The organism is Psychrobacter sp. NG254, from assembly GCF_015277735.1.
Classification (GTDB): Bacteria; Pseudomonadota; Gammaproteobacteria; order Pseudomonadales; family Moraxellaceae; genus Psychrobacter.
The window spans coordinates 191189-207540 of sequence record NZ_JADHDA010000002.1 but is presented as its reverse complement, the minus strand read 5'-3'; the positions used below and the strand labels follow the sequence as shown (position 1 = coordinate 207540).

The following is a 16352-nucleotide window of genomic DNA, read 5'->3' as shown; positions in this document are numbered from 1 at the left end:
TTTTTATCATTAGAACATCACCCATACAAATGACGCGACAACTAAAATCGCTGCAATCACAAAACTGACCATAGAGGCAGTGCGGCCAGATTTTAGCTCTTCATTCATGCCCATATCAGCAAATAAATGTTTGATACCCATCACAAAATGATATGCGATGGCTGCAACAAATATCCATGCCAAAAAGCGCACAAGTACATTGTCAAATACAGTTGCAAAACTCTCAGGCGATGCCAGTGAGTTCTGTAGTATCCACAGCATGACAGGAATCAATAAAAATAAAATAATGCCAGAGATACGATGCAAGATAGAGGCGATCGCGATCGGTGAGCGATTAACGCTAATCACTTGGCTTAGAGGCAGATCAATAGGTCGGTTGCTTTTCACAGCGGGCATCCTTTTGCGGTTATACTCCTGTATCTGCTATCAATGCTAGACATAAATAGTGTCAATTAAGCATCGAGCAACACACGAGACGAATAAAGTAAGGAAGAGCTAGCTGACTTCGTTTAGTTTGCGCTAAATATGAAGAAAGGATCATGTATATAAAGGTATGGATAGACGGCTCAATATCGTTTGTCGAACTGACAGGCCTATCAAACAACCTATCTATTATACAACAAAGAGAATAAACATGAGTAAGATCGACTAACCAGTCTATTTTTATAGGTCGTATGAAGAACAAGACAGCGTTACTATGTCTTCTATATCAGAGCAGACCTTATGCTGAGCACTCAAAACACTGTGCCAAACAAATAGAAAAGATTGGTTAAGAAGAAAATTCAAACCATAGAATGCGGTTTGGCCTATCGTAATACCAGACAATCGTAAATAAGCATGAATAGAATACGCTCTGAGCGACACTATAGCATGATCATTTGTTCATTCGCGCAAAGCTAGTGCTAGTTAATGGCTACAATTATAAAATGACTGAGCGATAATTACAAACTTATCCCTCTAGTAAGAATATATACATACTTGATCGATAAATTCTTGAAAAAAGACAATGCTGATTTCTAATAGCAATTATTATCAAAAACTGTCACTCGCTTGCTAGGTATACTCTGCCAGTTTTTGCTGTGATTGTTTGTGAGATTTGTCTCTGAATTATATTGAAAAACCGAAAATATTAGACTTGTAATGCTGCTGTAAACTTTCTCATGAAGAGATGTATTTTAAGTAAAATAACCTGACAGACATATTTTGATACAAAGTTTACAGCCGATAAGCACTATTAGCGCACGTCTATTGGTGGTCTAGCGAGTAAAAGTCTTTTCAAAACTTAAGTAATAACTGCTAATATAGCCTGCATATTAAATGGGTCACATTCATTTTGGCCATTTGACTATTTATGACGCGAGGGTGTGCGTCACTATTATTTTTGTTCTAACAAGTTAAAACAATGGAGATTAAATTATGGCTGACAATCAAGCCACATTGACCGTAGATGGTAAGGACTACCAACTTCCTATTACTGAAGGTACTTTGGGACCGTCAGTAATCGAAGTTGCTGCTTTCCAACAAGCTGGCTACTGGACCTATGATCCGGGTTTCATGGCAACCGCTCCTGTCGAATCAAAAATCACCTTCATTGATGGTGGTAAAGGCGAGCTATTGCATCGCGGTTACCCTATTGACGAGTTAGCAAACAATGCTGAATACCTAGAAGTCGCTTATGCGCTGATTCATGGTGATCTACCTAACGCTGAGCAAAAAGCTGTTTTCTTTGAAAAAATCCGCGAGCATACTGCTGTTCATGATCAATTGCGTAAGTTCTTTGAAGGCTTCCGCCGTGACGCTCATCCAATGGCTATTATGGTTGGTGTCGTTGGTGCCTTATCAGCGTTCTATCATGAAGACCTAGACGTGAGCAATGAAGAACATCGCGAAATCACAGCTATTCGCCTGATTGCTAAGATGCCTACGCTTGCTGCGATGAGTTATAAATACTCTCAGGGCGAACCATTCATGTATCCGCGTAATGACTTTAACTACGCAGAGAACTTCTTATACATGATGTTTGCAACGCCTGCTGATGTAGACTATGAGAAAAACGATGTTATCACTCGCGCAATGGACAAAATCTTTACATTGCACGCTGACCATGAGCAAAATGCTTCTACCTCAACGGTACGTTTAGCAGGCTCTACGGGTGCTAACCCTTATGCGTGTATCGCTGCTGGTATCGCTGCGTTATGGGGTCCATCACATGGCGGCGCCAACGAAGCCGTTCTTGAGATGCTCGATGAAATCGGTACGGTTGAAAACGTGCCTGAATTCATGGAAAAAGTGAAGAGCCGTGAAGTGAAGCTAATGGGCTTTGGTCACCGTGTCTACAAAAACTTTGATCCACGCGCTCAAGTAATGAAAGAGACTTGTGATGAAGTACTAGAAGCACTCGGCATCAATGATCCTAAGCTTGAGTTGGCGATGGCATTAGAGAAAATCGCTTTAGAAGACCCGTTTTTCATCGAGCGTAACCTATATCCAAACGTTGATTTTTACTCTGGTATCATCTTAAAAGCCATCGGTATCCCAACGTCAATGTTTACCGTAATCTTTGCATTGGCTCGTACTTCTGGTTGGATCAGCCATTGGTTAGAGATGCACAGTGCACCATTCAAAATCGGTCGCCCACGTCAGTTATATACTGGTGAAACGCGCCGTGATTTTGTAAAGGTCGAAGATCGCAAGTAAGCTAAATAGTATTTGAGCAATAAAAATCCCGCCATCGTGCGGGATTTTTATTGCTTTATTTTTAGATAAACGTATTAACTTTAACAGATACAATTGATAGTTCAATCGTGCTCAATATCGTGAGTTATTGAAACTCTTTCAAAGTCTGCTCGTACTTGGCAATCTGTTCATCATATCCTTCGATGGTGTCATTAAATTTGGTCATCAAGGTCTCAAATTCTTTTTGTTGATCAAGCTTCATCTGCTGCATATCGATGACTTGCTGAGCTTCTATTTGCTCCCATACCTGATGCTGAATGATCAAACGTGCCAGTGCTGGGCTTTTTGCACTGACCCGTCCAGCAATCTCTGCGTGTTCAAATAACTGCGGCACCAAAGTTGCTATATCGATTAGCGTGTCAGAATCTTCTGCACTGAGTGGTGTGGTCACAGGCTGATACAGTGCATCCATCGCTTGTTGATAACGTTCTATTATTTGATCTTCAGTTAACATAACAGGTTTACGGGGCTCAAGACTGATACGCTTTAATACAGTCAAATCACGTTCACCCACCTCAGTACTTGTATTGATATCGGCATCTACGTCCGTTTCGCCATCTACAGCAGTAGGTACTGGGCCAGTCGCAGTGGCACCCTGTCCAGTATTGGTTTTCGGATTATCCGCTCCACTAGCATCTACTGTAGAAGCTGCTTGAGATGAAGGCTCACCTGTTGTTGTCTCATTGACGTTGTTACTGGTGCCCGTATTATTATCTAAAAGCAAGGCTTCGCTGTCTGAGGCATCAGCAGCTTCCAACGATTCATACTCTGCCTGCAAACGACGTTGCAATCCCAATGCTTGGGTAACATATATCGGCTGAAACTGTTTTATACGTGCTTTGGCCGAATCACTTTGCGGCATCGTTTGACTGTCTTCTTCACTTGTTTTTTCACTGGTCTGGCTGTTGTCTGTCGCAGGCTGTGTCTCTGATTGCTGTTGGCAACCCGTCAAAAACAATGTGCCTGCCAGCGCACTGGCCAGTAAGGTTGACTTGTAATAGGTGTCACTATTTGGTGTCACTAACAAAAGTCTAAACATGAGCGTACACATCCTTTGATAAAGCAAAGCAATTAGGGGTTAAATGGTAACCGTCTTTCATTATTAACGTGTTTCTGAGCACATGATTGCATTAGCTGTGACAGAGACGATCAATTACTGACTGTCCTTATAGTTGACGACGGCGGATATTTTCAGTTATCAAAAATGGAATGCAATCTTCTAAATCTTGGCAGTTTTGGCCTCGCTGATGACGCAAGAAATAATCTTGAACCATGCGAGCCTGCTGCTCGATACCATACTTAAAAAACGACTTTCCAGTCTCTAGTACATAATTGTAGCGCCTATCCATCAGCGCCCCACGCACGACTTTCAGGCCTTGTTGCAACTGCCACACATGCGTGAGCTCATGTATGAGCCAACTTTGCTTACTTAGTGAAGCCTCGCTAAAATCTGCAATCCAATCGGCTGGATTAAAATAAATATTGCCATTTGGGCTTACAGCATAGTTTTTTAGTACCCACCAAGCAGTCTTTAGTTGCACTCCATCCAGTCTGATACTGTCACCAAAGACCGATTGCGCCAGTACAATTTCGCCAGCTGTCAAAAGACGTGATTGTTGTTTATACGCAGCACGGCATAGGTAACGATTGAAAAAGCCTTTACGAGTCGGTTCAGTCATCTTCAATGTCATCCCTTATATTTAACAGGCTATTTCTAATAGCCATACTTAACGAACAGTACTTAATGAATAGTTCTTGTCATTACATTAGAACTATTAATAGTAGAGCCGTTAATATAGGTGAATGATAAAAAATAAAGCATCAAGGACATAAGCTATACGCTTAGTTAGCTTTCATTAACATATTTTTGCGTTAGCCTAGGGCATGTATGTATTACCTATAAATACCTACAACAAATACTACCTTATAAACTAGCCTATTTTCGCTATTAATGTCTAATAGTCATTGCTATTATAAAATTGCTGCGAGAATCATGCCAGAAAATGAGGATTCCAAATCAATGACAGTAACTTGAGTAGCATAGTACATTGCTATATAGATTTTGCTATCAAAGCCCTTCAATGACTACCGTTGTAGCCAACAGATAGATTTTTAATTTTCCAATAGAGAGTCTTATGCCACCTAACTTCCATGCTGACACCCCACTTGCTCAGCGCATGCGCCCCACTACGTTGGCTGATATCATAGGTCAAGAGCATCTTTTGGCAGCTGGCGCACCTTTGCGACGTTTGGTCGAACAAGGACATTTGCCATCAATTATTTTGCATGGGGAAGCAGGTATCGGTAAAACGACTATTGCCATGCTGCTAGCAGATGCCGTTGGTCGACCCTTTCATGCGCTCTCCGCGTTGAATACCGGGGTTAAACAGTTACGCGAAGTATTAGACAATAAAGACTCATTAGCATTTGAATCACCTGTGGTGTTCATCGACGAGATTCATCGTTTTAATAAAGCGCAGCAAGACGCACTATTGGGCGCGGTAGAGTCTGGCGATATCACTTTGATTGGTGCTACAACTGAAAACCCCTCATTTAGTGTCAACAATGCCCTGCTATCACGTTGCCAAGTGTATCGCCTAGAGCCGTTAACACCAGAGCAAATCAGCGCAGTATTGCAGCGAGCACTGTTGGAAGACAACGTGCTAAAAGAACTGACTGTCGATTTGCAAGCAAAAGACACTATCAGCCAACTGGCACATGGTGATGCTAGAAAGGCGCTGAACTTATTAGAGCTTGCTTTTCAAACAGCTGATACTAAGCAATCACCGATTATCGTCGATGATGCATTGGTCGGTCGGGTAGCACAGACTGCACTGGTACGCTACGATAAAAACGGTGAGCAGCATTACGATATCGTCTCAGCAATGATAAAGTCTGTACGTGGCTCTGACCCTGATGCTGCACTATATTGGATGGCACGGATGCTGGTGGGCGGTGAGCCTGCTGACTTTATCGCGCGGCGCTTGGTCATCTTAGCCAGCGAAGATATCGGCAATGCCAATCCTAATGCCTTACTTCTTGCTGATGCCGCGTTGCGCAGTGTGCAGTCCATTGGTATGCCTGAGGCACGTCTAATTTTAGGGCAAGTGGTGGTTTATCTGGCGACCAGTGCCAAAAGTAATAGCACCTATAAAGCGATCAATGCTGCGATGGCATTGGCAGAAAAGGATGCCTCTCCTGTACCGCTACATCTGCGCAATGGCGTGACCAAACTGATGCGACATCAAGGTTATGGTCAGGACTATGTCTATCCTCACGAGTATCCCAACCATTATTATCCTCAGTCTTATTTACCAGACAACTTAATCGGCACACGCTTTTATGAGTTTGCAGACAATCAGCGCGAACAACACAGTAAGCAATTTATGGATTGGCTGAAAACCCAAGCAGCAAGTAATGACTAACCATGCATGACACGGCTCGGTTCATTATCTAATGTCCGCTTTAATGCATAAATAGTAGCAGTCATTGATAATACTTATGACGATTTTTGACATACTGAACGATATAGTGGGAAGATGGCACAGCACGTTGCGCTGAAAAGCGTTAAAATAACCTCATAATGATATTTACAAGCCATTAAGTGCGTCACTTTTTATTGAACGACATTACTGATAGCGCGCTTTGCTTGACCGTAACAGCGCTTTGTATCATCTGCTGCTACAATAGGCAGATAATGCTCTATATTCCAAATCACACCTATCTATAAATAATAAGACATTGAGATTTACTATGAGTTTAAATACGATCCCTGAGATTATCGAAGACATTCGTGCTGGTAAAATGGTTGTCTTGATGGATGATGAAGACCGCGAAAATGAAGGTGATATCATCATGGCAGCGACCCATGTGCGTCCTGAAGATATTAACTTTATGATTACCCATGCGCGCGGCTTAGTCTGTCTGACCATCTCACAAGCGCGTGCGCATCAGCTGTCTTTACCGCTGATGTCTGAACGCAACGAAGCTAAATTCAGCACTAACTTTACTGTATCAATTGAAGCAGCTGAAGGCGTTACCACTGGTATTTCTGCTGCAGACCGTGCACGTACGATTCAAGCAGCGGTATCTGCTACTGCTAAAGCTGAAGATATTGTACAGCCTGGCCATATCTTCCCTATCATTGCGCAAGATGGTGGCGTATTGCATCGCGCTGGCCACACAGAAGCAGGTTGTGACTTATCACGCTTAGCCGGTCTTGAGCCAGCATCTGTACTGGTCGAAATCATCAATGCTGATGGTACGATGGCACGTCGTGATGATCTAGAAATATTTGCCAAAGAGCATGATCTAAAAATAGGTACGATCGCTGATCTTATCAACTATCGTATTGCAAATGAGCAAACAGTAGAAGAAGTAGAATCACATCCTTTTGAGACTGAACATGGTACGTTCACCTTGCATCGCTTCCGTGAATTTGGTGCTGATGAGACCCATTTAGCATTAGTCAAAGGCGATGTCAGCGAAGGGATCAGCACAGTACGTGTTCATGGCTTCCATCCATTACGTGATTTGTTTGCGGCTAAAAATGACATGACTGGCCGTAGTGGCTGGAGCGTACAAGCGGCCTTAAAAGAAATTAGCGCCTCAGATCGCGGTGTATTGGTTTGGATTGGTAGTAACCAACCTGTTGATTTAGGGGATGCATTAGATAAAGCCGCAGACAATGAATCGCAATCAACGCTTACTCAACAGCCGTATCGTAGCGTTGGTGTTGGCGCACAGATATTACGTCACTTAGGTGTCCGTGATATGCGCCTATTGTCATCACCAATGAAGTTTTATGCGTTATCAGGTTTTGAATTAAACGTGGTCGATTTCGTTCAAGCACCGCAACAAGACTAATATTTGTTTGTGTTATTGAGTCGAAAAATTAAAACTAAAAAAGGCACGCTAGCGTAATATTAGCGTGCCTTTTTGATTTTAACTGCTGGGGTCATCATTATTCAGAGGTTAACGATTCATCCAGACAGGCCCTAATATAGACAGTGATTGGTATAGATAGACCTTACGCTAAAGCTTAGGTACGTGACCAAACTCTGCCTCTAATGCCAACAGTTTTTCGCGCTCCTCGGTCGTCCACGGCAATTTATTTACCCCATCACTGTCAAGACGCACCACAACTGCTGATGCTGTGGCGACAACTATATTCTGCGCGGTACTGTAGTAGCTATACTCCATTGCCATACTGGTATTACCCAAACGCTGACAGCGAACCCCTAATAGTAAGGTGTCAGGATACGTCACTGGGCGTAAATACTGGCAACTCGACTGCGCCAATACGGTCACCATACTGCCATCAAACATGTCTAGCGCATGTAAATAACCAATGCGTGCTGACTCTGAGTAACGATAATAAACCACGTTATTTAAGTGATTAAAGGCATCCATTTCACCCCAATGAATAGGCTGGTGATGAATCACTGCATAATGTGCCAGTGCTTCAGGACGAGGATAATACTCTGGTGCAGACACCAAACCTGATTGCTTATCAAAACTGCTCATAACTTACCTTATTGCTTGTATTGTCTGTGTCTCAATTTTTGAGAATTCGCCTAATTTTGGGGTTTTTCCAAAATTTGCGTGGTCAATAACGGAGTGGGTTTGGGTGCATTAGCGATCAGTTGATCGAGCCAAGTGATCACTTCTGACACATCGCTAGGTGATGTCATCGTCTCTACGTTATTCTGTCCACTGACTGGTTTTTTATTGGATTGTACGATGCCGATCGCATTTTCTTGTGAGCGCTTTTTATTATTACTGGCAGGGACTTTAGGTACCAAGGTTTTAAGCTGTTTGCGGGCTTGGGTCAAATACCCAATCAGCTGATCTTGCTTACGCATATTGCTCGATTGACTGGCTAAATTCAATGTCATGATGACTTCATGAATCGTCAGCTGTCTGCGTGTCAGCGTCGAGTCATTGCTAATAGACGTCTTGTTTGCGACACGATTGGTCTCGTCCTCAGTCACTGTATCTACTAGCTCACGTCGCTGGATATCGGCGCCCTCATAGCTGCCAAGGCGCTCGTGACTGTGCAAAAAATCTTGGATGTTTTGAATCGCAAGATTTTGTATTTGCCAAGGGCTCGGTTGCGAGCTTTGTGCCTGCAAGCGTTCAATATCCTTCATAAGGCTTTGTTTAATCACAATGGTCAACGCTGGCGCAATCTCATTGCTCTTTTGTGCAAGCTGCCAATGCAGACCTCGTAACAGCTCTATGGCTGCGCCATCATCGCTGTCCGCCAACAATCTATCAGCCGCTTTTATCTGGAGTCGCAATAGATCGAGCTGATTTTGTGCTTGGCTACTGGCTTTGATGCTAGGTGTTGGCAAAGTCTGTTGGCTCACGGCAAACAAACGATCGTCCATCTCATTTAAACGACTGACTACTTGTTCGTTGCTTTGCAAGCGTTCATTGACACTATGTTGAAAGCGCTGCTGACTGATATACAGCCATAATAATGCAGCGATAAGCAATAGGATAACGAACCACTGCATGCGCAATAACAGAATATTTGCTTGACGGCGCTGTTGAACCGTAGAAGGATCTTTAGGTAAAGATTCAGAATTCATTGACATAGGGCAGTACCGTTATGGATAGGTATAAACGTGTTTAGAGCAAATAATAAATTTGAGATACTATATTTGACATATCATGTTTCAGAAGTAATGGCACAAAGAATCGTATCTGGTGCCAAATCTTCTACGCGCCAGTGATTTAAGTGCTGAGCGGCGACTATATTGGCCAAACGCTCACCCAGTACTACATAAGAGAAATCTGATAATGTGAGCTGGGTACTATGCTGCGTATCAGTTACTGTATAAATGCCATTTTCTGTATAACTGTCCATTGCTAGAGACGTAGCTGGTGCAGGTTCGATAGCCTGTGTTTGTGCTTCTTTGACAGTAGTTGTCCAGTGTTCAAAGGCTACTCCACTGCTCACGATTACGATTGGCTTTGGTCGCTGTGGTGCTGCGACACCTGATGCGGCATCATCTGCCAAAAACTGCTGTTGCCACTGCTGATATCGGGTTGCCGCATCGCTAGGCATGGTGCGTTCATACCATGCAATACTATCGATATGAACCCCTCGCGCCTCTAAGGTATCGACCAATAGTCGTCGCCCACCCAACCCGCGCCATATCAGTAGTTTATCCCCTGCGTGCAAATCCTCAATTTCGGGCATCGCCAGCATACCTTCATTATTGGCCACTGTAGGCTGCAATATCTGGTAGCTTGCCATGTCTATATCTGATATGTCTGACTGGCTGAGTACTACAGCAGTTGCTGTGCCAACCGCAATGAGAGGGCTTGGCGGCTGCAACATCTGACAGTTTATCTCTACTCGCTCATCATTATTAGCCTGAGCGTGATGTTTAAGTGACTGCCAAGCCGCCAATCCGGCAGCGGCAGCCGTCGGACTAATAATGACCAACGCTTTGTACTCACCGGCCAGCCATTGTCGCATCATTGCCATGTCACTATCAGTCGTAGGACGGGACTGTAGCGCCAGCATTGGTATCTCAACCACTGTCATTCCGGCTGCTTGTAGATACTCAGTCAATGCTGCTGCACGCACCGTCGGTCGTGTGTTGATGACAATTTTTGGCACTGATGAAGGCGTGTCAGTGGATGCGTCACTATGAATCGAGGTCGTATGAGTTGACATTGATGACATAAAAGTACCACAGTGCAATGATGAATAACTGACGATTAATAACACTAAATAGGCTCAATCGCAGACTATAGTCAATCCTTTATAAAAGAGTTACGGCGTTAACCTCGCTTGAGGTATCACATATACATCTGTACTCGGTTGCCTTGTACCTCTTTTAAACTGAATCAACTATAACCTATTCTATGGCTGGTCTATTAATTGAGCATCCTATAACCAATGCATTATTCAGGATGATAAATCGCTGATAAAATAGCGCCAGCACCCTCAGCAAGTAGCATTTCTGCAACATCAATACCCAGCTGATTGGCCTGTATTTCCTGCTCATCTTGATTGCCAACTAAGGTGACTCTTTTATCTGATTTTAGCAGTTGACTGCCATCCGCTTGCCCGACTCGGCCACGCAGCCACAAAACATTGCCTTGGTCATTATTGCCACTTTCACCATTATCATCGTTGTTAGCGCTCGTCTCTTCTGCCATTTGTAAAACAGCATAAGCGGCAATCGGTACTTGACAGCCACCCTCTAAATGACGGTTCAGCGCACGTTCAGCGATGAGGCGAATACGGGCCTTGGCATCATTCAGCGGAGCAAGTAGTCTTAATACCTCGTCATCGCCCTCACGGCACTCAATGGCTAAGGCACCTTGACCAACAGCAGGTAAGCAGGCATCGATATCGAGCTCACCACGAATTCGTTCATCAAGCTCAATGCGTTGCAGCCCACTGGTCGCCAAAATAATGGCGTCATATTCACCAGCATCGAGCTTGCCCAACCGTGTACCCACATTGCCGCGTAGGGTCTTGATTTGTAGGTCAGGTCGATAGGCTTTGATCTGACATTGACGACGCAAACTTGAGGTGCCAACGACGGCTCCCTGTGGCAGCTCATCGATACTATTATAAGTGTTTGAGACAAAGGCATCTGTTGGGGAAGCGCGTTTACAGTAGACGCCTAACATCAAACCTTCAGGCAGCTCCATCGGTACGTCTTTTAACGAATGGACTGCAATATCTGCTTGGTTCTCATACAAGGCTTGCTCGAGCTCTTTCACGAACAATCCTTTGCCACCGATTTTGGCTAAAGGTGTATCCAAAATCTTGTCACCTTTAGTGACAATTTTTAGCAGGTTAATGGTCAAATCAGGATATAACGCCAATAAACGATCGCGAATATGCTCAGCTTGCCATAGCGCCAAAGGACTCTGACGTGTCGCGATATTTAGAGTAGTCAAAGCAGATGATTTTGGATTGCTCATAAAAGGCCTCAATAAGTTCAATACGATCGTCAGTGCTAATCATATCCATGGTCATCATGTCATTACCAAGCGATACTATAAGGCAGTATCAAGCAATAGGTATGTTTGTCATAAATAGCAGGTGATATGGATCAGTGATAGTCAATACTGACGCAAAAAAATCCCCCTATTTAAGCATAAATAAGGGTTCGATGATATGGGATGATTATGTCGCTCTTACCACAGCAGTATAAACGCACAACAATACGATCGGCCGTGTCACACTCATCTAGTCTACTATGCATCGTATGAGTACGGTATGGCTATTGGCTTCCTCGCTGTTCTTATTTTGCGAATGGTTCAGCTACATGCTTTGAATTTTATCACGCAATGCGGGCAAGTGACGACGGCTAACGGCTAATGTCTCATCAATGCCTTTAAAACGTATCTGATACTGTCCTGCATCTAGCGTCTCTAAAAAATCCAAAAAACTCAAATTGATAATGGCATTGCGGTGCACTCGAAACAGGCGATCATCGAACTCTAGTTCAAGTTCTTTTAGTGTCTCATCAATCAATACAATGCCATCTTTATGACGCACTTTGACGTACTTTTGATCTGCTGCAAAATAATAAATGTCTTTTAGCTTAATCAATTCCACACCTCGATGAGTGCGAGCAGCAATATGTTCACGTATTGGCCTAGCAGTAGGATCTTCGAGTTTACGGATCTCATTTAACTGTGCAGCATTCAAGTTTTTGGCTTTATTCAGTGCTTCTAGTAACTCGTCTTTATTTGCAGGTTTTAATAAATAGCCAATGGCATTGGCTTTTAATGCGGCTATTGCATAATGATCATAAGCTGTGACAAATATGATTGCTGGTGGATGGTCCAGCTTTGCAAGCTCTTGAGCACAGCGTACCCCATCCATCTCAGGCATGCGAATATCTAATAATATGATATCTGGTTGCTGAGTCTTGACGGCGACAATGGCTTCTGACCCTGTGGTCGCCTGAGCAACCACGTCATGTCCTGACTCTTGTACGATTCTGACCAAACGCTCTCGCGCTAGTGGCTCATCATCACAAACTACGATACGCATGTAAACTCCTATCCAAGGACGTACTTAATTTTTTGCTAAATAATATGATCATAATATTCATACTCATTATCAGTCACTTAGTATAAAAAATCTCAATTATTTTCTATCAATTTTTTAATAGTATTCTGACAAAATACGTCAGTTTTGTAGCGGTCAATATACGCGTGATATCGGTACGTTTACCACGGTGCAATTGTGTTGTATCGTATGTTGACCCTACTTTTTGTTAATCGATATTTAACAAATAATAAGCAGTGCTGTTCTTCGAACATTTAAGACTTTAATATATTTAAGATTCTGCAATAAGCATGCCATATAAATATTTACAGCCAGAACGCTCAAGGAAATCATTTAAAGATATAACGTTATAGACCGACGTCTTGGAGGGGATAATCAATAACCGTCACGATTTGAGTGCTGGCCACTGTGCTATGAATATCGGCACTTTGGCCAAAATAGGCACGCAGACGATCTGCTTGAATATAAAAATTCATGTGCTGACGCAAATCGTGATTGATGATGAGTGTTTTTTTGGGAAGGGCGACATTGATTGTGATCGTGACTCGGTGCTGATGCCAAGTGACTTGAATGTCGATATAAATCGTTTCAGTGGTCATCTCCACCACGTTGAGCAGTATTTTTTCTAGTACGCTTTGTAGCGTCAGTGCTGTGATAACCATATCATACATCACATCCTCATCAGGTAGTTGCCAACTAACTTTGAGCTTATCGGCTAGCCGGCTCGACTCGATGGCCAAATAGTGCTCACACAAATTGATCTCTTCTTCAAAGCTGATTTCACGCGCGCCACTAAAACTGGCACGAAACAATGCAGAGACGTGTTGTAATAAGGCCGCCGCTCTTGCCGGATTAGATTCGATCAAAGAGATCAGGGTATTAATGGTATTGAAAAAGAAATGCGGGGCAGTACGCGTTTTGATCAAGTCGTTCTGAGCGGTTAGCTTATATTCAAATGACAATTTTAGTGCATTGAGCTCACGATGACTGCGCAAAAAATACAATAAAAACACCAGCGTGAAACCACCTGTGAGTACCGTATTAAATAATAAGTTTAGCGCAAACAATTGAAAGTTGTATTCTATCCAGCCTGCATTGATCATGATCAACTCTACTAATGTATTAGCAATAATAGAGGCTGTCATGAGTAGTAAGACAATACGTATACTGACGCTAGGAATACTGCCTTGCTTAAAGATAGGCCGCAAATAATCAACCAAGTATAACGATGGCATAATGATTAGGGTATTTTGTACCCAGCTACGCGTGAATTGCATGATAAATGCAGACCACGTGGCCAGACCATGACGCTCAATCACTGTTAAACATATAGACCAGAAAAAGATATACGTCAGCCACTGCCAAGGTCTCATAACCTCCATGAGTTTGGGAATAAAAAACTCTAAGCGCGTGGCTAGTAAGGCCACCTCATCATTTGCTATACTCGAGTTCTTATTCTGCTGACTTGTCTTGTACCGATATGAACGCCAATTCTTCAAAACCTAGTAATCCTGAATCAAGTAAAAGTTCATCTGTCTCTGATTTTAGCACAGATGGTTCTACAACAAACGCTCCAACACAAAACAGCGCTGCAAGTGGTCAAGGTCAGCAAATGTGGGGTGGGCGCTTTAGTGAAGCTACCGATAGCTTTGTTGCTGCTTTCACAGCTTCTGTGGGCTTTGACCAACGCTTTGCGCGTCACGATATCCAAGGCTCGATTGCTCATGCAACGATGCTCAAAGAATGCGATATTTTGACCGCTGACGAAGTGGCCACTATCATTGATGGTCTTCATCAAGTGCTGCGTGAAATTGAGGCTGGAGAATTCAACTGGTCAATCGCCCTCGAAGACGTCCATATGAATGTCGAATCACGCCTCACTGACATAATCGGTGCGGTTGGTAAAAAACTACATACTGGCCGTAGCCGTAATGATCAAGTGGCCACTGATATTCGCTTGTGGCTGCGTGAAGAGACAGACAATATCATCGCGCTACTAGTGCGTCTGCAAAGCGGTTTGCTTGATTTGGCTGAGCAACATACTGATACCATCATGCCAGGCTTTACGCATTTGCAAACGGCACAGCCCGTCAGTTTTGGTCATCATGTGATGGCATGGTTTGAGATGTTGTATCGTGATACCGAACGTTTGGTCGACGCGCGTCGCCGCATCAATCAGATGCCGCTTGGTAGCGCAGCACTCGCTGGCACGACGTTCCCAATTGACCGTACCATTACCGCTGAGTTGCTTGGCTTTGAAGGTATTTGCCAAAACTCACTCGATGCTGTCTCAGACCGTGATTTTGCCATTGAGTTCACCTCTGCCGCATCTATCCTTATGATGCATATGTCACGCATGAGCGAAGAGATTATCCTGTGGATGTCCGCGCAGTTTAACTTTGTACAGATTCCAGATCGCTTCTGTACTGGCTCATCTATCATGCCGCAAAAGAAAAACCCTGATGTGCCAGAACTGGTCCGCGGTAAGGCAGCCCGTGTCTTTGGTCAACTAATGACCCTGCTTAGTCTGATGAAAAGCCAGCCCCTCGCCTATAACAAAGACAACCAAGAAGACAAAGAACCTCTCTTTGATTGTGTTGATACCCTTACCGGCTGTTTATTGGCATTTGGTGACATGCTACCAAACATCACACCAAATAAAGAAAACATGCGCGCCGCCACCATGAAAGGCTATGCAACAGCGACCGACCTTGCAGATTATTTGGTACGCCAAGGAGTGGCGTTCCGTGATGCCCATGAAGTGGTGGGTAATGCCGTTGCTTTGGGTATCAAAGAAGGCGTTGATTTGAGCGATTTGTCATTGGCACAGTTACAGCAGTTTAGCGATGCTATCGGTGAAGATGTCTTCGATTATCTCACGCTAGAAGGCTCATTGGCCGCTCGTGACCACTTGGGTGGCACTGCGCCGAATCAAGTGAAACAAGCTGTTAGCCGTGGCCGTAACCGCTTAGAAGTATTTGCTTAACAGCTACTTTACGATTAAGTAGTGTATTAACCCAAAACTGCAAACACCCGCATCAGTAGCGGGTGTTTTTTATTGATGACGCTATGCTAGCACTTGCAAACAATACACCAGATACCCTTTGCTAAATGGTCTAAGACCGTTATCATAGAATCATATGACCATTTGGTTTCACCACTTACTATCACGAATAAGGAATGCCTGATGACTGAGACTTTTAATCCTCAAGCCAACACTGTATTTTGCCGTAAGTACAAACAAGACCTACCAAAGATGCCGCATCCACCTTTTCCTAATAAAAAAGGTCAAGAGCTCCAAGAAACCGTCTCTGAAAAAGCGTGGAAAGAATGGCTTGAGCATCAAACGATGCTTATCAATGAAAACCACTTGAGCATGCTAGATCCAGCAGCTAAAAAGTTTCTGACAGAGCAACGTGATAAGTTCTTAGATAATGAAGACTATGAGCGTGCACAAGGCTGGACGCCAGAAAGCTAATCAATCTAGACTTTGTCATCACCAATAAAAAACGCGCTATATTCAGCGCGTTTTTTATTGATCATAAGATAGTAGCTGTTA

The 16352-nt window shown here is 43.5% G+C and carries 14 protein-coding genes; 5 read left to right on the top strand and 9 right to left on the bottom strand.

The annotated features are described in order from the left end of the window. Nucleotides 1–9: 9 nt before the first annotated feature. Nucleotides 10–396 carry a succinate dehydrogenase, cytochrome b556 subunit gene (gene sdhC / locus IP510_RS03555; protein WP_082624524.1) on the bottom strand — a complete coding sequence of 129 codons (387 nt, stop codon included), beginning with the start codon at nucleotides 394–396 and terminating at the stop codon, nucleotides 10–12. A gap of 1020 nt (nucleotides 397–1416) precedes the next feature. Here sdhC and gltA point away from each other — a divergent pair. After that, nucleotides 1417–2697, top strand: coding sequence for a citrate synthase (gene gltA / locus IP510_RS03550; RefSeq protein ID WP_194363421.1), 1281 nt, complete (start codon nucleotides 1417–1419; stop codon nucleotides 2695–2697). Nucleotides 2698–2821: 124 nt separating this feature from the next. Here gltA and IP510_RS03545 read toward each other — a convergent pair whose 3' ends face one another. Both IP510_RS03545 and IP510_RS03540 read right to left on the bottom strand, forming a co-directional pair. After that, nucleotides 2822–3775, bottom strand: a complete 954-nt coding sequence (locus IP510_RS03545; protein ID WP_194363420.1) for a hypothetical protein — start codon at nucleotides 3773–3775, stop codon at nucleotides 2822–2824. Nucleotides 3776–3902: 127 nt separating this feature from the next. Continuing rightward, nucleotides 3903–4415: a type IV secretion protein Rhs gene (locus IP510_RS03540; RefSeq protein WP_194363419.1), complete on the bottom strand. Its 513-nt coding sequence runs from the start codon at nucleotides 4413–4415 to the stop codon at nucleotides 3903–3905. Nucleotides 4416–4871: 456 nt separating this feature from the next. Here IP510_RS03540 and IP510_RS03535 point away from each other — a divergent pair, with 456 nt between their 5' ends. Together IP510_RS03535 and ribBA are read left to right on the top strand one after the other, a co-directional pair. After that, nucleotides 4872–6161 (top strand): replication-associated recombination protein A, encoded by a 1290-nt coding sequence (locus IP510_RS03535; RefSeq protein WP_194363418.1) that lies wholly within the window; start codon nucleotides 4872–4874, stop codon nucleotides 6159–6161. 328 nt (nucleotides 6162–6489) lie between these two features. After that, complete coding sequence (gene ribBA / locus IP510_RS03530; RefSeq protein WP_194363417.1) at nucleotides 6490–7602, top strand: bifunctional 3,4-dihydroxy-2-butanone-4-phosphate synthase/GTP cyclohydrolase II; 1113 nt, start codon at nucleotides 6490–6492, stop codon at nucleotides 7600–7602. Between the two features lie 168 nt (nucleotides 7603–7770). Here ribBA and IP510_RS03525 read toward each other — a convergent pair whose 3' ends face one another. The 6 genes from IP510_RS03525 to IP510_RS03500 all read right to left on the bottom strand — a co-directional run bounded on the left by IP510_RS03525 (nucleotide 7771) and on the right by IP510_RS03500 (nucleotide 14166). Next, nucleotides 7771–8262 carry an acyl-CoA thioesterase gene (locus tag IP510_RS03525; RefSeq protein ID WP_194363416.1) on the bottom strand — a complete coding sequence of 164 codons (492 nt, stop codon included), beginning with the start codon at nucleotides 8260–8262 and terminating at the stop codon, nucleotides 7771–7773. Nucleotides 8263–8312: 50 nt separating this feature from the next. Next, nucleotides 8313–9338 (bottom strand): hypothetical protein, encoded by a 1026-nt coding sequence (locus tag IP510_RS03520; protein WP_194363415.1) that lies wholly within the window; start codon nucleotides 9336–9338, stop codon nucleotides 8313–8315. Between the two features lie 74 nt (nucleotides 9339–9412). After that, nucleotides 9413–10438, bottom strand: coding sequence for a uroporphyrinogen-III synthase (locus IP510_RS03515; protein ID WP_194363414.1), 1026 nt, complete (start codon nucleotides 10436–10438; stop codon nucleotides 9413–9415). Between the two features lie 221 nt (nucleotides 10439–10659). After that, nucleotides 10660–11694, bottom strand: coding sequence for a hydroxymethylbilane synthase (hemC, locus tag IP510_RS03510; protein ID WP_194363413.1), 1035 nt, complete (start codon nucleotides 11692–11694; stop codon nucleotides 10660–10662). A 343-nt stretch (nucleotides 11695–12037) separates the two neighbouring features. Then, on the bottom strand, nucleotides 12038–12775 hold the full coding sequence (locus IP510_RS03505; RefSeq protein ID WP_194363412.1) for a LytR/AlgR family response regulator transcription factor: 738 nt from the start codon (nucleotides 12773–12775) through the stop codon (nucleotides 12038–12040). A gap of 365 nt (nucleotides 12776–13140) precedes the next feature. Further along, nucleotides 13141–14166: a histidine kinase gene (locus tag IP510_RS03500; RefSeq protein ID WP_227669450.1), complete on the bottom strand. Its 1026-nt coding sequence runs from the start codon at nucleotides 14164–14166 to the stop codon at nucleotides 13141–13143. A gap of 239 nt (nucleotides 14167–14405) precedes the next feature. Here IP510_RS03500 and argH point away from each other — a divergent pair, with 239 nt between their 5' ends. Then, entirely contained in the window at nucleotides 14406–15779 is a 1374-nt protein-coding gene (argH, locus tag IP510_RS03495; RefSeq protein ID WP_194363737.1) for an argininosuccinate lyase, read from the top strand. Nucleotides 15780–15980: 201 nt separating this feature from the next. Next, the gene (locus IP510_RS03490; RefSeq protein ID WP_194363410.1) at nucleotides 15981–16271 is read left to right on the top strand and encodes an oxidative damage protection protein; all 291 of its coding nucleotides are present in this window, start codon (nucleotides 15981–15983) and stop codon (nucleotides 16269–16271) included. Nucleotides 16272–16352: the final 81 nt, after the last annotated feature.